The organism is Streptomyces cupreus (genome assembly GCF_014257025.1).
Lineage (GTDB): Bacteria > Actinomycetota > Actinomycetes > Streptomycetales > Streptomycetaceae > Streptomyces > Streptomyces cupreus.
The window spans coordinates 1-22,509 of sequence record NZ_JACMSF010000051.1; the positions used below are offsets into that span (position 1 = coordinate 1).

Sequence of the window (22,509 nt, forward strand, 5' to 3'; positions counted from 1 at the left end):
ACCACCACCGCAGAAGGTCACGCATTCGATGCAAGAACTCCCGTTCCCCACTCGGGGATGCGCGCCCGCCACTGCCCGGAGGCTCACTCATACGCACCAGAACACGCTCAACTGCCATCAATCGCCATCTGTTCGCAACCCCCGGCCTCAGAAGTCGACCGGGTCCCGCACGATCGGGCAGGTCTTGCAGTGGCCACTGCCCCGGCCGCGGCCCAGTTCGGCGCCGACGATGGTGACGACCTCGATCCCGGCCTTGCGGAGCAGGGTGTTGGTCTGGGTGTTGCGGTCGTAGGTGAACACCACGCCCGGCTCCAGGGCGACCCGCGTTGTTGCCGCTGTCCCACTGCTGGCGCTCGGAGGCGTAGATGTCCCCGCCGGTCTCCACGACCCGCAGTTTCGGCAGTCCGAGCGCCTTGGCGACGACGTCGACGAAGGCGGACGGGGCCTCGTCGATCAGTTCGAGGCCGGGCGCCTTGTCGGTGGGCCGCAGGAGAAGGTGCGGCGACGCTGGCGCCCTCCACCCCGAGGAAGACGAAGACGGTGGCCGGCATGGTGCCCTTGACCTGCTGGAACAGGGAGCCCGCGTAGTCAGCGCCGCCGAAGTTGTCCACGAAGACACCCGGCTCGAAGTAGAAGAGCGCGAGCATGACGAAAACGAGGATCGGCACCACCTTGGCGATGGTGACGATGCGGTTGATGGCCGCCGCGTCCTTCACACCCCGGCTGATCAGCCAGAAGAACAGCCACAGCCCCACCGAGGAGAGCACATGGCGAGCACGGTGTCGCCGTCGCCGAGCGCGGGCGTGATCGCTCCGACAGCACCGGCGAGGTCGGGGCGGCGCACCGCGAGCGTCTGGAAGACGAACGCCAGCATCAGCATGCCGGTGCCGGCCACCGCCCAACCATGGAGCCGACCACCATTGTGGTGAGCGTCGGCAGGCTGAGTTTGGCGGCACGGGCTTCCTGGGTCGTGGTCTCGACCTCGGACATGGGCGTCCTTGGCCGGTCGGGCACCACCGCAGATCGGCGGTGCGGAGACGTCATCCGGCGGCCTGAGCGACATTATCAGCGAAATATCCCGAATGCCCGGCCAGTTTGCCCCCGATGCCCGATCGGCGAATCAGTCCTATCGTGCTGTCATGGAGCATGCACTGAGTCCCGCCACACTCGCCGAGCTGCGCCGCCCGCGCCCCTATCCCGCGGTGTCCGTACTGACCCCGACGCACCGCAGGGAGCCCGAGAACGCCCAGGACCCGGTCCGGCTGCGCAATGTCGTGGCCGACGCGAAGAAGCAACTGGAGGCGGATCCCGCGGTCAGCCGGGAACGGCGGATCGACGTCGTCCGGCAGCTGGAGGAGGCGGTCGCCGAGGTCGATCTGACGCACGCCGAGGACGGTCTGGTGATCTTCGCCGCGCCGGGTGAGCACCAGGTGTGGTCACTGGCGCGCACGGTGCCCGAACGCGTGGTCCTCTCGGACACCTTCCTCACCCGCAACCTCGTCTCGGCGCAGGCCGCCGAGCGGCCGTTCTGGGTGCTCTGTGTCTCCGCCGACCGGGTGACGCTGTGGAACGGCGGCACCGAACGGGTCGTCGAGGAGCACGTCGGCGGCTTCCCGCTCACCCGCAGCGTGGACAACTTCGACGCCGAGCGCCAGGAGCAGATCGGCGATCTGTCGAGCACCTTCCGCGACGAGGGCACCCGGCACTTCCTACGGGAGGCCGACACCGCGATCGGCAGGCTGCTGCGCGACGATCCGCGCCCGCTGTACGTCACGGGCGAGACCGCGGCACTGTCCCTGCTCGACGAGGTCGGCAGTGTCACCAAGGACGCCGTCCACGTCCGGCACGGCGGCCTCTCGCACGCCACCCCGGACGCGGTCTGGCAGGCGGTACGGCCCATGGTCGCCGCCGAAGGGCGCAAGACCACCGACGAGGTCGCCCGGGAACTGGAGACGGCCATGGGCCGCAAGGCCTACGCGGCCGGCGTCGACGAGGTCTGGCAGAGCGCCCGCGAGGGCCGTGTCCGGCTGCTGGCGGTCGAGGAGAACTACCGGGCGACCGTCCGCGACGACTCCGGCGACCACCTGATCCCGGCCGAGAGCGGCGACCTCGACGCCCGCGAGGACATCGTGGACGAGATCGTCGAGCAGTGCCTGGAGACCGGCGCCGATGTCCGCTTCGTACCGGACGGCACGCTGGGCGACGCGACCGGGATCGCGGGCATCCTGCGCTACTGAGCCGGCCCGCGGGTCAGACGCTGCCGAAGAGCGCGCTCAGCCCTTCGTCGACGGCCGACCCGACGTCCTCCTGCCCGACGGCGACGACCGCGCAGCTGCGCGCCAGGAAACGGCGCAGGGCGGCGCTGTCGAACTGCAACAGGGCCAGCCCGTACGGCGAGTGGAACTCCAGCACCGTACGGGCCGGGCCGCACGGCCAGATGTGCACGTCCCCGGCTCCGGCCGGGCCGTGCAGCCCCTCCGCCAGCAGTGAGCGGGCGAAGGTCCAGGTGACGCCCTCGCCGTCGAGGGAGACCTCGGACGGGAAGTCGATGTGCACGGCCAGCGGATCCGTCGTGCTGTAACGGAGCGTCGCGGGAGCGGGCAACGCCTCCTCGTCGGCGGTGATGAGACGAGCGCGGACAGGCTGCTCCAAGGTGACGTCCATAGCGATCTCCCCCGTGATCGATGAGGTCGGGCGGGTGTTGGCCGACATGTCTTTACGACCTCTCACACGCCGCTCGCATTACACCGGAGCCGGATTCCCTGACGTGACCTGCGTCACGAACAAACGGAGCATTCTCCCCTTACCTGAATGAAGCCACCCGAAGCGCTCCGCAGAAGGCCGGGAGAGTCCCCGAACGCACTGCCGTCGAACACGAGGATGAACGTCCGATCACCACCCCCGCACCCCGTCAAACCACGTACGCCACCTACGACTTGACCCGCCCGAGCAGTACGTCATTCACATGATGGGACCGCCCCAGGAAGACTGTGGCATATGCCAGAAACACCACCGCATCGTGTGTTGCCAAATCCCTTACAGCGCGTCGCGGGCTGTGCAACAGTCGTAACGGTCCCTTCGCCAATCTGGTCGTACCGTCCCCTTCACCGGAGTGCGTCATGCCGTCCCATCTCTCTGCGGACCGCCCCGCCGCCCAGCCGCCCGGACGCGGCTCGGTCGACGCGCTGATATCGCAGGCGCGACGCCTCAAGGGCGACGTGGACGCCGTACGGCGGGACACTCCCAGTGACGCTGCGGACCCGCAGGAACGCTGGCAGCGCGCGCTGTGCGACCTCGCGCTCACCCAACTCGACGATCTCGACGCCCACTTGGCCCAGCTGCGGGAGGGACCGCCGCCGGTGCCCGCCGCACCGGCGACGCCCGCCGCCCCCGAGTCCGTGCCGCCCGCTGCGCGCAGCGGCTCGCTGCTCAGCCGGGTCGGCAGCGCGGAGTGGAACCTCCTGACGGACGAGGCCAGTTGGTCCGGTGAGCTGTACCAGATCCTGGGCCGGGACACCTCCGCCCCCCCGCTCACCCTGGACGAACTGCCCTCCCTGGTGCTCGACGAGGACCGGCCGAAGCTGACCGCGATGGTCACCGACTGCCTCGTCGACGCCAAGCCGATCGACGGGGAGTTCCGTGTCGTCCGCCCGGGCGGCGAGGTACGGACCGTTCACATGATGGGCGAGCCCGTGCTCGGTGCCGACGGCAGCACCGCCTCGATGTGGGCCGTGCTGCGTGACGTCAGCGAACTGCGCCGCAGTCAGCGCGCGTTGAGCGAGACCCGTGACTCGCTCCAGCGCCAGCAGCACCGCGCGCAGACCGAGCACCGGCTGGCGGTCGAGCTGCAGGAGGCCGTGCTGCCGCCGTGGCGCGGCGCCCTGCGGCTCCCGCACCAGGGCCCGGAGACCCTGGACCTCGCGGCCCGCCATCTGCCGTCGGCGAGCGGCTCGCCGATCGGCGGCGACTGGTACGACGCACTCGAACTCCCCGGCGGCGAGACGCTGTTGAGCGTCGGCGACCTCACCGGCCAGGGCGTCGCCGTGGCCTCGGGCATGGCGACCCTGCTGGGTGCCGTGCGCGGCATGGCGATGGCCGGCACCGAGCCGGGCCAGCTGATGTCCTGGCTCAACCAGTTACTCGACGCCACCGTCCAGCCCGCCCTCGGCAGCGCGGTCTGCTGCCGCTACCGGCCGGCCACCCGCACCCTGGTCTGGGCACAGGCAGGACACCCCGCCCCGCTGCTGTTCCGCGGCGGGACGGGGTGCAGGTTGGCGGCACCGTACGGCGTCCTGCTGGGCGCGACAACCGGTGCCTCGTACAGCCAGGCCGAAGTGACCCTGGAGACCGGTGACCTGCTGCTCCTGCACACCGAGGGACTGGTGTCCGGGCGCAGCGACACCGACGCCGTGGACCGTCTCCTCGACCTGGCTCCGCGCTTCGGGGAGGCGCGCACCGCACAGGACTGCGTACGGATGGTCGTGGAGGAGTTCGGCGAGACCGAGCGCGAGGGTGACGCCTGCGTGCTCGTCGCCAGGGTGACGTCCTGAGTCCGAGGCGGGATCGAGCGCAGGGGCCCCTTATGCCCGTGCGCTGTTCCCGCCCTTCGCCGTCTTGGGCAGGGCCAGCCTGATCTCCTCCCGCAGTTCATGGATCTTCGGGTAGCTGGAGTACTCGGCGGTCAGCCGGTACATCTGACGCAGCCGGTCCCAGGTGCGGTGGGAGGAGTTGGATCCCATCGACACCAGCGCGAGACGCGCGTAACGGTCGGCCTGTTCGGGGTCGTCGGCGATGAAGCAGGCGGAGGCCATGGACAGGAAGTCGAAGATCTTCGACCGCTGCCGCCCGTCGATCCGCAGGGCCAGGGCCTTCTCCGCGTAGTGCTGGGCGTGCGCGGCCGCTTGGGGCTCGAACTCCGCCAGCGTGCGGTAGGCCAGGGCCTGCATGCCGTACAGGTCCTCCTCCTTGAAGGTCTGCATCCAGCTCGGGGGCGGCACATCCCCCCGGTCGGAGACGAACAGGTCCTCCGCCTGTCCGAGGGTGCGGCGCATCGCCTGGCCCTTGCCCATCGAGGCCTGTGCCCAGGCCTCGATGGTGTAGAGCATCGCCCGGGTCCGCGGCAGCACCTCGGCGCCGGAGCCGGACTGGGCGAGCTTCATCAGGTCCAGTGCGTCGTCGGGCCGGCCCAGATGCACCATCTGGCGAGCCGCTCGGGAGAGCGCCTCCCCGGCGCGGGGCCGGTCGCCGCCCTCACGGGCCGCGTGGGCGGCGATGACGAAGTACTTCTGGGCCGTGGGCTCCAGGCCGACGTCGTGCGACATCCAGCCCGCGAGGACGGCGAGATTGGCGGCGACGCCCCACAGGCGCCGCTGGAGGTGTTCCGGATGCCGGTAGGCGAGCATGCCGCCCACTTCGTTGAGCTGTCCCACCACCGCCTTGCGTTGCAGCCCGCCGCCGCGGGCCGCGTCCCAGGCGCGGAACACCTCTACGGAACGCTCCAGTTCCTCGATCTCCTGCGACCCGATGGGGGCGGCCTCGTAGCGGTCGAACCCAGCGGGGTCGGCGTGCAGGGGATCGTCGAATCGGGGAGCGTCGGCCTTGAGAGTCGGATCGGAGTGCAGCCAGTCGTGCATGGCGCTGCTGAGTGCGGATCCCGCGGCGAGCGCGGCGCCCGCGCCCACCAAGCCGCGTCGGTTGAGCATGAGGTCCATTCCCGTGAATTCGGTGAGGACCGCGGCTGTCCGTTCGGGCGCCCACGGCACGCCGTCGGGATGTTCCACACTCCCGTCGCCCTGCCGTTTCCCCACACGCCCGTGCCGGACCAGACCGAGGTCCTCGATGGTCACGACACGGCCGAGTCGCTCGGTGAACAGAGCCGCCAGCACCCGCGGCACCGGATCGCGCGGGATCTCTCCCATGTCGATCCAACGCCGCACCCGCGAGGTGTCGGTCGACAGCTGGGGGTGGCCCATGGCCGCCGCCTGCCGGTTGACCAGCCTCGCGAGCTCGCCCTTGGACCAGCCGGCCAGGCCGAACAGGTCCGCGAGGCGGGAGTTGGGTTGTCCGTTCACATCAAGCCCCCAGGTTCTCGGCTGAGTTGACAGTAGCCCGGTGAGAGTTGCCGGGCGACTATTCGCCAGGGTTCGCCAGGGTGCGCCAGATGGTGTGCCACTGGGCATCGGGTGTCAGGTAGGAACGCGCCACCCCGACCCGGTCGCCGCTCTGCAAAGGGCGCATTCCCCAGGGTGCACCGTGCGGCCGGGCCGGGTAGCGCGCTTGCGCAGAGCAGACACTGCAGGCACACGAAGGGATCTGTTCCGCCCATGTACGCAGCATCGTCCTCCGTGTCCGCCCCGCCCCGGACGCTGCACCCCCGCCCGGCGGGCAGCGGCCCCTACCTCGATCCCGCCCGCTCGGCAGCGACCCCCGTCATCGGAGCGGGCCGTACGCGCCGCGCCGCGGGGCTCGGCACGCAACCGCTCAGCGGGAGACTCGACTTGTCCGGCCCTCAGGGCGCCCAGCTGCGTACGGCCATCGCGTCGGTGCACCGGATCTGCCCGGAGTTCGCCCCGGTCCAGGTGCTGCGCCGCAGCGGACGGTCCGTGCTCCTCGTGGGGACGACGGGACGCAGCACGGCCGTCGCCAAGTGCTTACTGGACCACTCCCCGGTCTGGGCCGAGCGGATCAGGCACGAAATAGCTGCCTACCGCTCGTTCGTCCGGCACCGCCCTCCGGTGCGGGCGCCGAGGCTGATCGCGGCGGATCCGGACAACTGCACGCTGGTCATCGAGCGGATGCCGGGGCGCGTGGCGGCCCTTCAGCGGCACCCGGCCGAGGCACCGCCCCGCGCGGACGTCAGGGCGGCCCTGGCGGCGATCTGCCGGCTGAACGCCTGGCGGCCGCCGGCGGGCACCTTCGACGCCCCGCTGGACTACGCCTCGCGCATCTCCCGCTTTCACGAGCTGGGACTGCTCACCGACCGCGACATGGGCGATCTGCAGAAGCTGCTGCACGGCATCGCGCACTCGGCGGGCCGGCAGGGTATGGGCCAGTTCTGCCACGGCGAGGCATTCCTGTCGAACATCCTGCTCTCACCAGCCGGTCCAGTGCTGGTGGACTGGGAGCACGCGGGCTGGTACCTCCCGGGCTACGACCTGGCCACCCTGTGGTCGGTGCTCGGGGACGCACCGGTCGCGCGTCGGCAGATCAGCCAGATCGCCCAGTCGGCGGGTCCGGCCTCACGGGACGCCTTCCTGGTGAACCTGATGCTCGTGCTGACCCGTGAGATCCGTACCTACGAGACGGCCGTGCAGCGTTCGATGCACGACGCGGCCCCGGCGGCCCCGGCGGCACCGGGCTCGGCCCACCCGGGTGCTGCGCCGTCCGGCGAGGAACAGCGCCTGCTGCTCAGGCGGCTGCACGACGACTGCCAGCTGGCCCGACGGGCCGTCCGAGCTGCGGTCGGCACTCGCTGACGGGGACGGCGGTCCGCGGTGCGCCCGGGACGGCGGCGCACCGCGGCCCTACGTATGCACGCCTCTTCGCCTTCCCCTGGGCATGATTGACGGATCGTCGGCAGGCCGGTACCACGTACGCATCGCCCGGCCCCGCACGGCTCATCGCGCCCGACCGTCCCAGGAGGCTGCATTGCGACGATCCGTCACCGCCCTGAAGAGAGCCGCCGGTCCGGTGGCCTCCGCCGCGCTGGTGCTCCCACTGCTCGGCGCGGCCCCTTCCGAAGCCCGGTCGTCGGCACTGCTGTTGCAGTCGGCGTTCTCCTCCGCCGCCGCCGAGTACGGCGTGCCGCGCAGTGTGCTGCTGAGCGTCTCCTATCTCCAGTCCCGCTGGGACGCGCACGCCGGAGCGCCGAGTGTGACCGGCGGCTACGGCCCGATGCATCTGACGGACGCCCGGACCGCGCTCGCCGCAGCGGCCCATCACAGCGAAGGCACGGAGGACGCCCGGGGCGACGAGACGCGTACCGCGCTCGTCCCCGAGGAGCGGATCCCGGACACCGACGAGCTCCCGGCGCGCCTGAAGACGCTGCCGAGGGCCGCGGAGCTGACCGGACTGAGCCCCGAGCGACTCCGTACGGACCCCGCCGCCAATGTGGCGGGCGGCGCCGCCCTGCTCGCCGCCGCTCAGCGGAGGCTCGGCGAGCCGGTGAGCGCGGATCCGGCGGACTGGTACGGGGCGGTGGCCCTGTTCTCCGGCGCCGACGACAGCGCCACGGCGGCGGCGTACGCGAACGACGTCTACGACGTGCTCCGCACCGGCGGTGAGCGCGTCACGGACGCCGGTCAGCAGGTCGTCCTGGGCGCCCAGCCGGACCTGGCGCCCGACACCGGGACCCTGGAAGATGCCGGGCTGCGCGCCTCCGCCGCCGGTGACACGGAGTGCCCGGCCTCGGTGTCCTGCGAGTGGATCCCGGCGCCGTACGAGGAGTTCGGGGACGGCGACTACGGCAACCACGACCTGGGGAACCGGCCCGCCTCCCAGAGCATCGAGTACATCGTCGTCCATGACACGGAGGGCGCCTGGGAGGGCGTCCTCAAGCTCGTCCAGGACCCGACGTACGTCTCCTGGAACTACTCCCTGCGCTCCACCGACGGCCATATCGCCCAGCATCTGAAGGCCAAGGACGTCGGCTGGCACGCGGGCAACTGGTACGTCAACGCCAAGTCGATCGGCCTGGAGCACGAGGGTTTCCTGGCGGACCCGGACGCCTGGTACACCGAGGCGATGTACCGCTCCTCGGCCCGGCTGGTGAAGTACCTCGCGCGCACCTACGGCATCCCGCTGGACCGGCAGCACATCCTCGGCCATGACACGGTGCCGGGGCCGACCAGCGGCACGATCAGGGGCATGCACACCGATCCGGGCCCGTACTGGGACTGGCAGCACTACTTCGAGCTGCTCGACCGGCCGTTCGAGCCGACCGCCGGGAAGAACGGCGGCATGGTGACGATCCGCCCGGACTACGCCACGCACCGGCCCGGGTACACGGGCTGCACGGCTGCGGGCGAGCCCTGTGCGCCCCATGGTTCGAGCGCGGTACGGCTGTACTCCGGACCCGGTACGTCGTACCCGCTGATCAAGGACGTCGGCCTGGGCACGACCCCGACCACCGGGGTGAACGATCTGTCCTCGCGGGTCTCCACCGGGCAGCAGTACGCGGTCGCCGGGCGTGACGGGGACTGGACGGCGATCTGGTACCTGGGTCAGAAGGCCTGGTTCCGCAACCCGGCGAAGGAGCCGACGGCCGTGCACGCGACGGGCCTGGTGGTGACGCCGAAGGAGGGCCTGGAGGATGTCCCGGTGTACGGGCGAGCGTATCCGGAGGCGTCGGCCTATCCGGAGGGGGTGCCCGCGCAGCCGGTGTCGCCGCTGCCGTACCGGCTGCCGAAGGGGCAGAAGTACGTGGTCGGGGACAAGGTGCCGGGCCAGTACTACTACGCGGTGACCTTCGACGAGGCCTCGCACCGGGTGGTGACCGGGAAGGATCTGTACTACGAGATCCAGTTCGGCCACCGGGTGGCGTTCGTGCGGGCCGCGGACGTCCAGGTCGTGCCCGCGGCCGGGTAGCCGTCTGTCAGCCCTGTTGGAAAAGCTCCGCGGGGAGCGGCTTCAGCAGGGCGTACAGGTCGTCGGTGATGGGGCGGTCCCAGGCGGCGATGGTCACCAGGACGTTGTCGCTGCGGTCGAACTGCACGCAGGAGATCCGGCTCTCGGAGAGCTTGAGGCGGCGCACGATCAGGAGGTTGTCGCCCTGCATCACCGGCACGTCCTCGGTGCCGACGACGGTGACCTCCTCGTCGTTCTCCAGCGCCAGCAGCAGCTGGGCGACCTCGAAGGGGATCTCGCCCTCGGCGACGTCACGGGCCGGGGAGCCCTCCGGCAGATTGCCGATGATCATCGCGGGGCCGCGGCCGCCGAACAGGTCGTAGCGCAGGAAGACGCCCTGGCAGCTGCCGTCGGGGGCGGGCAGCAGCCCGGCGCCCAGATTGCCGGGCCAGTCGCCCGGGTCCATGGCCAGTACGTCGAAGTCGGGCCCGGCGGGCGTGGCGCTGCGGCGGCGGAGGAACGACATGCCGCCCATCGTACGTGCCCGGCCACGGTTCATGACGGGTGGGCGCCCCCGGTTCCAGTGTGCCGCGAGGGCATTCTTGGGGCCTGTGCGCCGTGCTGCGAGCGGAGGGGCTCATTCCTCCGGCGGCGCTGGCGGTACCACCGCGACCGGGCTTGCCGCGTGCAGGAGGACTGCCTGGGTGACGGAGCCGAGCATGCGGGCGGGGGCCAGCAGGCGGCGCCGGTGGCGGCCTACGACGACCAGCTCCGCGTCCTTGGAGGCGGCGACGAGATGGCCGGCCGCGTCGCCCGGGGCCACGTACGGCTCGGCGTGGACGTCCGGGTACCGGCCTCGGCACGGGGCGAGGAAGCCCTCGGCGAGGACGCGGGTCTCGTTCTCGACGGCCGCGTCGTCGGCGGACGGGGGCAGGATCTGGCCGGGTGCGGCCGTCCAGATCTGTACGGGGGACGGATAGGCGGCAACCACCTGGAGGCGGGCGCCGCGCCGGGCGGCCTCGGCGAAGGCGAAGTCGAGGACGGCCTCGTCGGGGCTGTCGACCTGGAGGCCGACCACGACTCTGGGTCCGGGTCCGGAGGGGACGCCCTCGTGCACCTCGCGCCCCGGCCGGGGCACCACCACGACGGGGCACTCGGCGTCCCGTGCGGCGGCCATGCCGTTGGAGCCGAGGATCAGGCTGGCGAAGCCGCCCCGGCCACGGGAGCCCAGCACCAACAGCTGGGCCGTGGAGCCCAGTTCGGGCAGCACGGCGCTCGGGGCGCCCTCCAGCGCGACGTACTCCGTGTCCGGCCGGTCCGGCACCGCCGCGAGGTGGGCGCGCACCTGGCCGAGGACCGGATCGGCCTCGGCGTCCGGCGGTCCCGCGACCAGGACGTCGGCCTGCATCCAGGCGGCGTACTGCCGTACATGGACCACGCGCAGCGGCGCCTCGCGGCCGCGGGCGGTGTCGAGGGCCCAGTCCAGGGCCCGCAGGCTGTCGTCCGAGCCGTCGACCGCGGCGATGACCGGCAGGGTGCTCATGGGTTCCTCGCTTCCGAAGTGCGACCTCCCCCTCCTCCTGGGGCCAGCCTGGCTCAGGCCTCGCCCTGAGGAGGGCGCTCACAGTCGCGTGTCCGGAAAATCAGGCGGAACACCAGCAAATCCATGTACGGCTCAGGTGAGGTCGAACTCCCCCTCCCGCGCGCCCGACACGAAGGCGCCCCATTCGGCGGGTGTGAAGATCAGCGAGGGGCTGTGTGGGCGGCCGCTGTTGCGCATCGCGATGAAGCCCTCGACAAAGGCGATCTGGACGTCTCCCAGACCGCGGCTGGTCGAGTGCCACTCGGCGTTGCTGAGGTCCAGCTCCGGCTTGTCCCAGCCCGTGAGCGGCTGCTGCTGGATGGTGCTCTCGGCCACGTCCGTGCTCCTCCCGGTTCGTCGTCCGCGGCCAGCCTAGCGATCGGTCCGGGGTGCCGACAGGCCATGTGAGGGGGACCTTTGCGGAGCGCTCTCAGGAGTCGGGGGGCTCGGCTCCCACGAGCCACATGGAGAAGAACTGCGAGCCGCCGCCGTATGCGTGTCCCAGGGCCCGGCGGGCGCCCGCCACCTGGTGTTCGCCGGCCTGTCCGCGGACCTGGAGGGCGGCCTCGGCGAACCGGATCATGCCGGAGGCGCCGATGGGGTTGGCCGACAGGACACCGCCCGACATGTTGACGGGCAGGTCGCCGTCGAGCTCGGTCACCCCGGACTCGGTGAGCTTCCAGCCCTCGCCCTCGGCGGCGAAGCCGAGGTTCTCCAGCCACATCGGCTCGTACCAGGAGAACGGCACGTACATCTCCACGGCGTCGATGTCCCGGCGCGGATCCGCGATGCCCGCCTGCCGGTAGACGTCGGCGGCACAGTCCTTGCCGGCCTGCGGCGAGACGGCGTCCTTGCCGGCGAAGAGGGTGGGTTCGCTGCGCATCGCGCCGCCGTGCATCCAGGCGGGCCGGCGGGGCGCGCGGGCGGCCCCGGCCCGGTCGGTGAGGACCATCGCGCAGGCGCCGTCGGAGGAGGGGCAGGTCTCCGAGTAGCGGATGGGATCCCACAGCATGGGCGAGGCCTGGACCTGCTCCAGGGTGATGTCGTGCTCGTGGAGATGGGCGTAGGGGTTCTTCAGGGCGTTGCGCCGGTCCTTGTAGGCGACGAGGGAGCCGACGGTGTCGGGGGCGCCGCTGCGGCGCATGTAGGCGCGTACGTGCGGGGCGAAGAAGCCGCCGGCGCCGGCGAGCAGCGGCTGCTGGAAGGGGATCGGCAGGGACAGGCCCCACATCGCGTTGGACTCGGACTGCTTCTCGAAGGCGCAGGTCAGTACCGTGCCATGGACGCGGGAGGCGACGAGGTTCGCCGCGACGAGCGCGGTGGAGCCGCCGACCGAGCCGGCCGTGTGCACGCGCAGCATGGGCTTGCCCACCGCGCCGAGCGCGTCGGCGAGATACAGCTCGGGCATCATGACGCCCTCGAAGAAGTCGGGCGCCTTGCCGATGACCACGGCGTCTATGTCGGCCCAGGTCAACTCGGCGTCGGCCAGGGCCCTTCGGGAGGCCTCGCGGACCAGCCCGGCGATGGACACGTCCCGGCGCGCCGCCACATGCTTGGTCTGGCCGATCCCGACGACGGCCACGGGCTCCTTGCTCATCGCGGATCCCCTTCCAGTACGGCGACCAGGTTCTGTTGCAGACAGGGGCCGGAGGTGGCGTGGCCGAGGGCCCGGTCGGACTCGCGCCGGTGGATGCGGGCGGCGGCCTCTCCGATGCGGATCAGTCCGGCGGCCATGACCGGGTTGGCGGCGAGGGCGCCGCCGGAGGGGTTGACGCGGACGCTGTCGTCGAGCCGGAGCGCCTTGCGCAGGACGACCTCCTGGGCGGTGAACGGCGCGTGAAGCTCGGCGGTGTCGAAGGGCCGTTCGAAGGCTCCGGCCTTCTCGGCGGCGAGGCGGGTCGAGGGTGAGTCGGTGAGGTCGCGGACGCCGAGGGAGTGGGCCTCGATGCGGTGGTCGATCCCACGGATCCAGGCGGGCCGTTCGCACAGCTCCCGGGCCCGGTCTCCGGCGGCGAGGATCACGGCGGCGGCGCCGTCGCCGATCGGCGGGCAGTCTCCGGTGCGCAGGGGCCGTACGAGATAGTCGCCGTGCGGGACCGAACCGGTCAGCTGGGCATGGGAGTTGGCGGTGGCGTCGGCGCGGCTGCGGGCGGCGACCGCGGCGAGGGCGGGCTCGTCGGTGTCGCCGGCGTCGATGAGGGCCTGTGCCTGGAGGGCGGCGAGGGCTACGGAGTCCGGCCACAGGGGGGCGACGTAGTACGGGTCGAGCTGGCGGGTGAGGACGTCGCGCAGCGAGCCCGGGGAGGACTTGCCGTAGGCGTAGACGAGGGCGGTGTCCGCGTCGCCGGTGAGGAGTTTGGTCCAGGCCTCGTACAGGGCCCAGGCGCCGTCCATCTCGACGTGCGACTCGGAGATGGGGGGCCAGGCGCCCACGCCGTCGAGGGCGAGGGTGAAGGAGAAGGCGCGGCCGGCGAGGTAGTCGCTGGAGCCCGAGCAGGTGAAGCCGACGTCGGCGGTCTTCAGTCCGGCCCGGTCGAGGACCTCGTGCAGGACCGGCATCAGCATCTCCACCTCGGAGACGTCCTCGCTGGTGCGTCGGTGGCCGGTCTGGGCGAAGGCGACGACGGCGATCTCGCGGCTCACAGCAGCTCCTTGTAGGTGTCGTAGTCCGCGTCGGGTTCGCCGGTGGGGCGGAAGTGGTCGGGGTAGCGTGCGCCTTCGGTCCACACCGGTTCCACCCGCAGCCCCATGCGGACCTGGTCGTAGGGGATGCCCGCGATCCGGCCGTGCAGGGCGAGGTCGGCGCCGTCGAGGGCGATGTGGCCGTAGACGTAAGGCACTTCGATGTCGAGGTTCTTCGCCTTGATGTTGACGACGCAGAACGTGGTGACCGTGCCGCGGGGACCTACCTCGACCTGTTCCGAGGTGGCCAGGCCACAGGTGGGGCACGCGCCCCTCGGCGGGACGTACACCTTGCGGCAGGACGGGCAGCGTTCGCCGACGTTGCGGCGGTCGGCGAGGGCGTTGATGTAGGCGCTCTGGGCGCGGCCGGGCGAGTAGGTGTAGTCGAGCCGTGCGGGGGCGACGATGCCGGTGACCACGTCCTCGAACTCGCCGGTGTGACCGGCTGGTTCGGCCGGGTCGCCGTCGTACGGCTCGAAGCAGGCGATGTCGGTGATGGCGCCGGTGCGTTCCTCGGCCCAGCGGACGCGGACGCGCAGGCCGGTGCGGACGGCGTCGGGGCCGGGGGCGTCGAGGGCGTGCAGGAGGGCGGTGTCGGCGCCGTCGAGGCGGACCAGGACCCAGGCGAAGGGGGTGTCCAGGGGCTGGCCGCGGCGGGGTTCGTGGTTCCAGGCCCAGGTGGTGACGGTACCGGTGGGGGCCACCTCGACGAGGTCGCGGATCTCCTCGGCGGTGACGGGGTCGTACTCGACCGGCGGGACGAGGCTGCGGCCGTCGGTGGTGCGCACCCCGAGGACGACGCGTTCGCGCAGGCCGGTGAGGAAGGCGCTCTGGACGGGGCCGAGGGAGCGGGCGAAGGGGAACTCGACGACGAGGGGGGCTTTGAGGACTTCGGGCATGCCGGGTCTCCTTCAGTGGCGCCGGTAGTCGGGCGGTCGCTTCTCCGCGAAGGCGCGGGCGCCTTCCTTGGCGTCGGCGGTGTCGAAGATCGGCCAGCCGCGCTTGAGTTCGGCCGCCAGGCCCTCGGTCTCGGTCATCTCGGCGGTCTCGTAGACGGACGCCTTGACGGCCTCCACGGCGAGCGGGCCGCAGGCGTTGATCTGCTCGGCGATCTCCAGGGCCTTGGCGAGGGCCGTGCCGTCGGGGACGACATGGCCGATCAGGCCGATGTCGGCGGCCTCTTGGGCGGTGTAGGGGCGGCCGGTGAGCAGCATTTCCAGGGCGTGGGTGCGCGGGATCTGGCGTTGCAGACGGACCGTGGAGCCGCCGATGGGGAACAGGCCGCGTTTGACCTCGAAGAGGCCGAAGGTCGCGGATTCGGCGGCGACGCGGATGTCGGTGCCCTGGAGGATCTCGGTGCCGCCGGCCACGCAGTACCCCTCGACGGCGGCGATCACCGGCTTGCGGGGGCGATGGTGGCGCAGCATGGCCTTCCAGTGCAGATCCGGATCGGCGGTGAGCCGGTCCCGGTACTGCTCGCCCTCCATCCCTTTGCCCGCCAGGGCCTTGAGGTCCATGCCCGCACAGAACGCGCCGCCCGCGCCGGTGAGGACGATCGAGCGGACCGCGTCGTCCGCGTCCGCCTCCACCCATCCGTCGTACAGGCCGACCAGCATCGGCAACGAGAGCGCGTTCTTGGCTTCCGGCCGGTCGAGCGTGAGCACCAGTGTGGCGCCCTCGCGTCGCACCGTGAGGTGTTCCGTCCCACCCATCGCCCGTCTCCCCTCTCGAAGAACGAGAACAGGTTGCAGGAGGCGACCGAGCAGTTCAAGGGTTTTCTGACAGACAGTCAGATTTGTTGTGCGCGGAGTCTTCACAGCCGTGCCGCCCTTTGCTCTGATGACCGGCAACCGAGGGACAGCGAGGTCAGGAGGAGCGGTGGAGTACAACCTTGCCGACCTGTTCGAGTCGGTCGTGGACGTGGTGCCGGACCGTGAGGCGCTGGTGTACCTCGACCACCCGGGCACGGGAGCGGAGCGCCGGCTGACGTACGCCGAGCTGGACGCGGCGGCCAACCGGATCGGGCACCATCTGCTGGACAGCGGGATCCGCCCCGGCGAGCACCTCGGACTGCACCTCTGCAACGGCGTCGAGTATCTCCAGACGGTGCTCGGCTGCCTCAAGGCCCGGATCGTGCCGGTGAACGTCAACTACCGGTATGTGGAAGAGGAGTTGGTGTATCTCTACCGGGACGCCGATCTGGTGGCGGTCGTCTTCGACGCCGAGTTCGAGGACCGGGTGGCGGCGGCTCGGCCGCGGGCGGAGAAGCTGCGGCATCTGGTGCGGGTGGGGGCGGGCGGCTCGCTCGGGATGCCGTTCACCGAGGCCGAGGCGGGCGGGTCGGCGGAGCGGGGGTTCCCGGCGCGGTCGGCGGACGACCAGTTCATCATCTACACCGGAGGCACCACGGGGATGCCCAAGGGTGTCATGTGGCGCCAGGAGGACCTGTTCTTCGCGGGGCTCGGCGGCGGGGCGCCGACCGGGGAGCCGGTCAAGAAGCCCGAGGAGCTCGCCGAGCGGGTCGCGGCCGGCGGATCCGGGATCACCTTCTTCCCCGCTCCCCCGCTGATGCACGGCACCTCCACCCTCACCGCGTTCATCGGCTTCGACTTCGGCCAACGGGTCGTCCTGCACCGCAAGTTCGTGCCCGAGGAGGTGCTGCGCACGATCGAGAAGGAGAAGGTCACCAGCATCTCGCTGGTCGGCGACGCGATGCTGCGGCCGCTCATCGACGCGCTCGGCGGGCCGATGAAGGGCACGGACTGCTCGTCGGTGTTCTCCGTCTCCTCGTCCGGGGCGATCATGTCGGAGACCGTGCGCCGGCAGTTCCTGGAGCTGGTGCCGCACGTGATGCTGCTGAACAACTTCGGCTCCTCCGAGTCCGGCTTCAACGGCACGGCCACCGAGGACGCGGGTCCCGAGCGCGGCTTCCGGATCCGCGTCAACTCCCGTACACAGGTGGTCGATCCGGCCACCCGGGAGCCGGTCGCCGTCGGCGAGGTGGGCCGGGTCGCGCAGTGCGGTCATGTGCCGCTCGGCTACTACAACGACCCCGTGAAAACCGCCGAGACCTTCTTCGAGAAGGACGGGCAGCGGTGGGTACTGCTCGGGGACATGGCGACCGTCGACGAGGAGGGCGTGGTGACCGTCCTCGGACGCGGTTCGCAGTGCATCAACACCGGCGGCGAGAAGGTGTACCCGGAGGAGGTCGAGCAGGCGCTGAAGTCCCATCCGGACGTGTACGACGCGCTGGTCGCCGGGGTGCCCGACGCGAAGTGGGGCCACCATGTGGCGGCCGTGGTACAGCTCCGCGAGGGGGCGGACCGGCCCTCCCTGGAGGACATCCAGACGCACTGCCGCTCCCATCTCGCCGGGTACAAGATCCCCCGCCGGCTGGTGGTCACGGACACCATCCGCCGCTCGCCGAGCGGCAAGGCGGACTACCGGTGGGCGCGGGAGGTGGCCGAGGCGGCGGAGGCGTAGGCGCCGGGCGGACGGAAAGGGGCCTTCCGGCCCCTCCCTGGGGCCGGGCGGCCCTGTGCTGGGCCCGCTGGGCCCCTGTAGCGCGTGCTGACGCATGGGGAAGCTGGGATTCTGGTGAAGGAACACTGACCATGACCTGACGGACGGTGGTGGTGGTCGGCATGGTGACGGCCGAACCGAGCAGGCCGGTCACAGCGGCCGCGGGGGTCGATCCCCTGGGCGCCCCGTATCTGCCCGGCCGGTTCGCCATTCCGGCCAGGCCCCCCACCTTCCTGCGCCGCAGGCGGCTGCACCGCCATCTCGACGTGGGCCGGACGACGCCGTTGACGATGGTCAACGGGGCGGCGGGGGCGGGCAAGACCCTGCTGGTCGCCGACTGGGCCGCGAGCCTCGACGAGCCGGTTGTCTGGCTCACCTCCGACGCCGGTCAGACACCCGGGCTGTTCTGGGCGTATCTGCTGGAAGCCCTGCACCACCACGGGGTGCTCGAACCCGCCGAGGTCGGCTTTCCGGCGGACGCGCACCGGGTGGACCGCAAGCTGCTGGCCCGGCTCGCGGTCGCCCTCGCGGCCCGTGAGCGGCCCGTGGTCGTCGTGCTGGACGAGTACGACCGGGTGACCGACCCCGCCGTCAGCGAGCAGGTGGAGTTCGTCCTGCGGCACGCCGGGCGGGGCCTGCACCTGCTGCTCGTCACCCGCACCGAGCCCCTGCTGCCGCTGCACCGCCACCGCGCGGCCGGCACCCTCACGGAGATCCGCAACGCCGAACTGGCCTTCACACCCGAAGAGACGGTCGGCCTGCTCGCCCTGCACGGTCTTGAGCTGTCCGTGGCTGCCGCCGCTGCCTTGGTGGAGCGGACCGGGGGCTGGGCCGCGGGCCTCAGGCTGTGCGCCCTGGCCGCGCGGGAGGCCGACGACCCCGAGGCCTACCTCAAGGAGTTCGAGGCCGGGCAGAGCACGGTCGCCGACTATCTGCTCGGCGAGGTGCTCAAGCGGCAGCCGGCCGAGACACAGGACCTGCTGCTGCGGGTCAGCGTCCTGGACCGGTTCTCCCCCGTTCTGGCGAACACGCTCACGGGCCGGCTCGACGCCGAGCCGATCCTGGACGGGCTGCGCCGCCAGAACGCCTTCGTGGAGTCGCTCGGGCACTCCTGGTACCGACTGCACCCCCTGTTCGGCGAGATCCTGCGGTCCCAGTTGGAGGTGACCCGGCCCGGCCTGCGCCCCCTGCTGCACCGCCGGGCGGCTCGGTGGCTGCGCCGCTCCGGATACCTTCCGGAGGCGCTCGCCCACGGCGCCGCGGCGGGCGACTGGGAGTTCACCGCCGCCGCCCTGGTCGACGACCTGGCCATCGGGCAGCTCTTCACGGGTCTGCGCGCCGAGGGCCTGGCCGACCTCTTCTCCGGTATGGCCCCCGAGACCACGAGCCCGGCCGCCGAACTCGTCCGCGCGGCCCGCGCGCTGAACCACCACGACCTCGGCCGCGGTCTGGCCCACCTGCACCACGCCGAGCGGACGCTGGCCGCCGAGGCGTCCGACCCCGCCGCGGCCCAGCTCAGCTGTGCGCTCCTGGAGGCCCACGCGGCGCGGCTGACCGGCGCCCCCGGACGGGCGGAGAAGGCCGCCCGGTCGGCCCGGCACCTCCAGGGGGAGGTCCCCGCCCAGCTCCTCGAACAGCATCCCGAGCTCAATGCCCTGCTGCTGACCCACCTGGGCACGACACACCTGTGGGCCGGGCGGTTCCAGGACGCGCGTGCCGCCCTGGACGCCGTCGTCGCGTCCCCCGCCGGTGCCGCCACGGCACTGCCCCGCCAGGCGAGCCTGAGCCATCTCGCCCTGATCGACTACCTCGACGGCTGGCTCGACCGGGCCGAACGCAAGGCGCTCGCCGCACTGACCGAGACCGAGCGGTACGGCCTGCCCCCGTCGTCGGGGTCGAGCGTGGGGCACCTGGTCCGGGCCGCCGTGGCCGTCGAACGCGATGAACTCGACGAGGCCCAGAGCCTCCTCGACGAGGCCGCCGTCTCCGCTCCGGCAGGACCGGACGACCCGGTGACAGCAGCGGGCCGGGCCCTGACCACGGCACGACTGCGGCTGGCGCAGGGGGACGCGCCGGCCGCGCTCTCCGCGGCCGAACCGGCCATCACCGCCGACGTGGTCTCCCCCTGGGAGCGGGGCCAGGCGGCTGCCATCGCCTGCTCCGCGCATCTCGCCGAAGGCCGCCCCGAGACGGCCGCACGGGCGCTGCTCGGTGCTCCCGACGACCAGGCGGCCTGTGCGGTGGAGGCCGCGCGAGCCCTTCTCGCCGTGGGACACCCCGGCCCGGCGATCGAGATGCTCGACGCCGTGCCTCCCGAGGGCGAGGCCGGTCCCGCGGTCACCGTGCCGGCCCTGCTGGTGCGCGCGCAGGCCTGCGACCAGGCCGGGGACCCTGCGACCGCCCGGCGGATCCTCACCCGGGCCCTTCTGGACGCCCGCCGCGAAAGGCTGCGCCGGCCGTTCCTGGAGGCCCGCCCCTGGGTCCTGCGGCTGCTGGCCACGGACCCGCAGGACGGACTCGCCGAGGGCTGGCTGCTGCGGGGCGCTCTGCCCACCACGGCCGGACCACTCGTCGTCGAGGAGCTCAGCGCCCGCGAACGCGATGTCCTCGCGCGGCTCGCGCAGATGATGTCCACGGAGGAGATCGCGGCCGACCTCTATGTCTCCGTGAACACGGTCAAGACCCATCTCAAGGGCATCTTCCGCAAGCTGGCGGTCAACCGGCGCACCGACGCGGTGCGGCGGGCGCGGGAACTCGGCCTACTGTGACCCAGGCCCCCTGCGGCGCGTGGGTCCTCCCCCGCGGCGGGTGAGGCGCCGGTCGGATCGCGTCGGGTGACATGGGAGGTGGCGGCCGGACAGCCGAGGCCGCCGCCCGGCCGCCCCCGCCGGGCCGACTCTGCGAGGTGGCACCGTGGCGCACTGGCGGGCTCTGATCGTGCTCGGCACGGCCCAGTTCCTGATGGTGCTGGACACATCCGTCATGAACGTCTCGATCAGCCAACTGGTCGACGACTTCGACACCGAGGTCACCGCCATCCAGGCCGTCATCACGCTGTATGCGCTGATGATGGCCGCGTTCATGGCCGTCGGGGCCAAACTCGGCGACATCCTGGGGCGCCGCCGGCTGTTCCTGCTGGGGCTGGTCGTCTACGGCACCGGATCGGCGCTCACCGCGGTGGCACCGAGCGTGTGGGTGCTGGCGATCGGCTGGTCGGTCATCGAGGGGATCGGCGCGGCCATGGTGCTGCCGGCCATGGCCGCGCTGGTCGCGGAGTCCTACCGGGACCGGGAGCGCGCCGTCGCCTACGGCGTCATCGGCGGGCTCGCCGGTGCGGGCATCGCGGTGGGCCCCCTGCTCGGCGGCTGGGTGACGACGTATCTCACCTGGCGCCTGGTCTTCGCCGGCGAGGTCGTGGTCGTCGTGGCCATGCTGCTGTGCCATCGGATGGTCACGGAAGCCGCTCGGCCGGGTCCCCGGCCCCGGATGGACGGGGTGGGGGCGGCCCTGTCCGCGACCGGTCTCGCACTCGGCGTCTTCGGCGTGCTGCAGAGCGGCACCTGGGGCTGGATCGAGCCCAGGAACCCGCCGTTCACGGTCTTCGGCTTCGCGCCGACGGTGTTCGTCATCGGCGCCTCGGCCCTCGTCCTGGCCGCCTTCGTCCGGTGGGAACACCGGCGGGTCGCAGGGCGCCGGGATCCGCTGGTGCACCTGACGTTGCTGGACCGGCCCGTCCTGCGGGCCGGACTGCTGACGATGCTCAGCCAGAACCTCATCCTCCTCGGACTGTTCTTCGCCATCCCGCTCTATCTGCAGGTCGTCCAGGGCTTCGACGCCTTCCAGACCGGACTGCGGCTGCTGCCGGTCTCGGTCACCATGCTGGTCGCCTCCCTGGGCGCCTCCCGGTTCGCGCGCCGCGTGGCGCCCCGCACCCTGGTCAGGCTCGCCCTGCTGACGCTGGCGGCGGCCATCGTGTGGCTGCTGGCCTCCATCGATCCGTCGATCGACGATGCCCAGTTCGCCGGGGCCATGACCCTGCTGGGCCTCGGGATGGGCCTGCTCGTCTCGCAGCTCGGCAACGTCGTCCAGTCCAGCGCCACCGAACAGGAGCGCAGCGAGGTCGGCGGGCTGCAGTACACCGCCCAGAACCTGGGGTCGGCGCTGGGGACCGCGCTGATCGGATCGCTGCTCATCGGGGCGCTCGCGCATGCCTTCACCGCACATGTCGAGGACGACCCGCGGCTGTCGGAGCAGGCACGGCAGCAGACGAGCGTCGCCCTGCAGGCCGGGATCTCCTTCGTGCCCACCGATCAGGTGCGGACGGCGGCCGAGCAGGCCGGGCTGCCGCCCTCGGAAGTGGACGCCGTCGTCGACTCCTATGCCTCGGCGCAGCTCCAGGGGCTGAAGGCGGCCATCCTCATGGCCGGCGGGGTCACGCTGGCGAGCTTTCTGATCACCGCGCGGCTGCCGGCGCGCGCCGAGGCCGTGGAACCGCCCACCGTCGCCCCCGCAGGTAAGGGGCCCGGGAAGGCGACATGAGGTCCCCGGCGTCGGTCAGGGCGGGCCGCGCCGCGCACCGTGCGCGGCGCGCCGAGCGGCGGGCCCACGCCGATTTCACCGGAGGCGTCTACGGATCGCTGCTCGCCGCCTCCGTGGTGGTCGGCGCCGGTTCCCTCGGCCGCTTCCCCCGGGCGGAACTGGTTCTGCTGCTGCTCCTGACCGGCACGGTGTTCTGGCTGGCGCACGTGCACGCCAAGCTGTTCGGGGAGCGTCTGGCGCGGCGGGCCCTGGACCGGCGGACGGTGCTGCTGGTGTGCCGCGAGGAGTGGCCGATCCTGCGGGCCGCGCTGCCTCCGGCGCTCGCGGTGGCCATCAGTCCGCTGCTGGGCCTGGGTGTGCAGGGCGCCGTGTGGCTGGCGCTCGGCGTCGCCGTGGTGGGGCAGGTGGGCTGGTCGGTGCGGGCGGCGCTGCGGGTGGGGGCCTCCTGGCGACTGGTGGTCCTCAGCGCGTCGGTCAATCTGGTACTCGGACTGCTGATCGTCGGCGTCAAGCTGTTCGTGAAGCATTGAGCCGTGCGCGGTATCACCTGTGCCGGGTGAGGACGCGTGGCGTCGTCGGCCGGAGGATCTGAGTGCGGGTCGCACCACGCCCGCCAGCGC

The 22,509-nt window shown here is 71.9% G+C and carries 17 protein-coding genes and 2 pseudogenes; 8 read left to right on the forward strand and 11 right to left on the reverse strand.

The window, feature by feature from the left end:
* Positions 1-147: 147 nt before the first annotated feature.
* Positions 148-490, reverse strand: a pseudogene (locus H4N64_RS33750) (arginine deiminase family protein); the annotation flags it as partial.
* Positions 491-503: 13 nt separating this feature from the next.
* Positions 504-990 (reverse strand): annotated as a pseudogene (locus H4N64_RS33755) (amino acid permease); the annotation flags it as partial.
* A gap of 149 nt (positions 991-1,139) precedes the next feature.
* On the opposite strand from H4N64_RS33755, the gene H4N64_RS33760 reads away from it, so the two are divergent.
* Positions 1,140-2,237 carry a baeRF3 domain-containing protein gene (locus tag H4N64_RS33760; protein WP_186286342.1) on the forward strand — a complete coding sequence of 366 codons (1,098 nt, stop codon included), beginning with the start codon at positions 1,140-1,142 and terminating at the stop codon, positions 2,235-2,237.
* A gap of 13 nt (positions 2,238-2,250) precedes the next feature.
* On the opposite strand, the gene H4N64_RS33765 is transcribed toward H4N64_RS33760, so the two are convergent.
* Positions 2,251-2,664 (reverse strand): SsgA family sporulation/cell division regulator, encoded by a 414-nt coding sequence (locus H4N64_RS33765; protein WP_186286343.1) that lies wholly within the window; start codon positions 2,662-2,664, stop codon positions 2,251-2,253.
* A gap of 455 nt (positions 2,665-3,119) precedes the next feature.
* Between H4N64_RS33765 and H4N64_RS33770 the strand changes: the two genes are divergently transcribed.
* Positions 3,120-4,550: a PP2C family protein-serine/threonine phosphatase gene (locus tag H4N64_RS33770; RefSeq protein WP_186286344.1), complete on the forward strand. Its 1,431-nt coding sequence runs from the start codon at positions 3,120-3,122 to the stop codon at positions 4,548-4,550.
* 30 nt (positions 4,551-4,580) lie between these two features.
* Here H4N64_RS33770 and H4N64_RS33775 read toward each other — a convergent pair whose 3' ends face one another.
* Positions 4,581-6,071 (reverse strand): DNA-binding protein NsdB, encoded by a 1,491-nt coding sequence (locus tag H4N64_RS33775; protein ID WP_186286345.1) that lies wholly within the window; start codon positions 6,069-6,071, stop codon positions 4,581-4,583.
* 252 nt (positions 6,072-6,323) lie between these two features.
* Here H4N64_RS33775 and H4N64_RS33780 point away from each other — a divergent pair, with 252 nt between their 5' ends.
* Together H4N64_RS33780 and H4N64_RS33785 are read left to right on the forward strand one after the other, a co-directional pair.
* Entirely contained in the window at positions 6,324-7,475 is a 1,152-nt protein-coding gene (locus H4N64_RS33780) for an aminoglycoside phosphotransferase family protein (protein WP_186286346.1), read from the forward strand.
* 172 nt (positions 7,476-7,647) lie between these two features.
* Positions 7,648-9,585 carry an N-acetylmuramoyl-L-alanine amidase gene (locus H4N64_RS33785; RefSeq protein WP_260860135.1) on the forward strand — a complete coding sequence of 646 codons (1,938 nt, stop codon included), beginning with the start codon at positions 7,648-7,650 and terminating at the stop codon, positions 9,583-9,585.
* A gap of 7 nt (positions 9,586-9,592) precedes the next feature.
* On the opposite strand, the gene H4N64_RS33790 is transcribed toward H4N64_RS33785, so the two are convergent.
* The 7 genes from H4N64_RS33790 to H4N64_RS33820 form a co-directional block, all read right to left on the reverse strand.
* On the reverse strand, positions 9,593-10,090 hold the full coding sequence (locus tag H4N64_RS33790; protein WP_186286348.1) for a hypothetical protein: 498 nt from the start codon (positions 10,088-10,090) through the stop codon (positions 9,593-9,595).
* 111 nt (positions 10,091-10,201) lie between these two features.
* Positions 10,202-11,107, reverse strand: coding sequence for a universal stress protein (locus H4N64_RS33795; RefSeq protein ID WP_186286349.1), 906 nt, complete (start codon positions 11,105-11,107; stop codon positions 10,202-10,204).
* 132 nt (positions 11,108-11,239) lie between these two features.
* Positions 11,240-11,482, reverse strand: coding sequence for a DUF397 domain-containing protein (locus H4N64_RS33800; protein WP_186286350.1), 243 nt, complete (start codon positions 11,480-11,482; stop codon positions 11,240-11,242).
* Positions 11,483-11,576: 94 nt separating this feature from the next.
* Positions 11,577-12,743, reverse strand: a complete 1,167-nt coding sequence (locus H4N64_RS33805; protein ID WP_186286351.1) for a thiolase domain-containing protein — start codon at positions 12,741-12,743, stop codon at positions 11,577-11,579.
* A complete protein-coding gene (locus tag H4N64_RS33810; RefSeq protein ID WP_186286352.1) occupies positions 12,740-13,789 on the reverse strand; it encodes a thiolase domain-containing protein in 1,050 nt (349 codons plus the stop codon). The genes H4N64_RS33805 and H4N64_RS33810 overlap by 4 nt, the downstream gene beginning before the upstream one ends.
* Positions 13,786-14,727 carry a Zn-ribbon domain-containing OB-fold protein gene (locus H4N64_RS33815; protein ID WP_186286353.1) on the reverse strand — a complete coding sequence of 314 codons (942 nt, stop codon included), beginning with the start codon at positions 14,725-14,727 and terminating at the stop codon, positions 13,786-13,788. The genes H4N64_RS33810 and H4N64_RS33815 overlap by 4 nt, the downstream gene beginning before the upstream one ends.
* 12 nt (positions 14,728-14,739) lie before the next feature.
* Positions 14,740-15,540: a crotonase/enoyl-CoA hydratase family protein gene (locus H4N64_RS33820; RefSeq protein WP_186286354.1), complete on the reverse strand. Its 801-nt coding sequence runs from the start codon at positions 15,538-15,540 to the stop codon at positions 14,740-14,742.
* A 166-nt stretch (positions 15,541-15,706) separates the two neighbouring features.
* Here H4N64_RS33820 and H4N64_RS33825 point away from each other — a divergent pair, with 166 nt between their 5' ends.
* From H4N64_RS33825 to H4N64_RS33840, 4 genes are all read left to right on the forward strand, one after another.
* Positions 15,707-17,311, forward strand: coding sequence for an AMP-binding protein (locus H4N64_RS33825; RefSeq protein WP_186286355.1), 1,605 nt, complete (start codon positions 15,707-15,709; stop codon positions 17,309-17,311).
* 161 nt (positions 17,312-17,472) lie between these two features.
* On the forward strand, positions 17,473-20,118 hold the full coding sequence (locus H4N64_RS33830) for a winged helix-turn-helix domain-containing protein (RefSeq protein ID WP_186286356.1): 2,646 nt from the start codon (positions 17,473-17,475) through the stop codon (positions 20,116-20,118).
* 145 nt (positions 20,119-20,263) lie between these two features.
* Entirely contained in the window at positions 20,264-21,889 is a 1,626-nt protein-coding gene (locus H4N64_RS33835) for an MFS transporter (RefSeq protein WP_186286357.1), read from the forward strand.
* The gene (locus H4N64_RS33840; RefSeq protein ID WP_186286358.1) at positions 21,886-22,419 is read left to right on the forward strand and encodes a hypothetical protein; all 534 of its coding nucleotides are present in this window, start codon (positions 21,886-21,888) and stop codon (positions 22,417-22,419) included. The genes H4N64_RS33835 and H4N64_RS33840 overlap by 4 nt, the downstream gene beginning before the upstream one ends.
* The last annotated feature ends 90 nt before the right edge of the window (positions 22,420-22,509 follow it).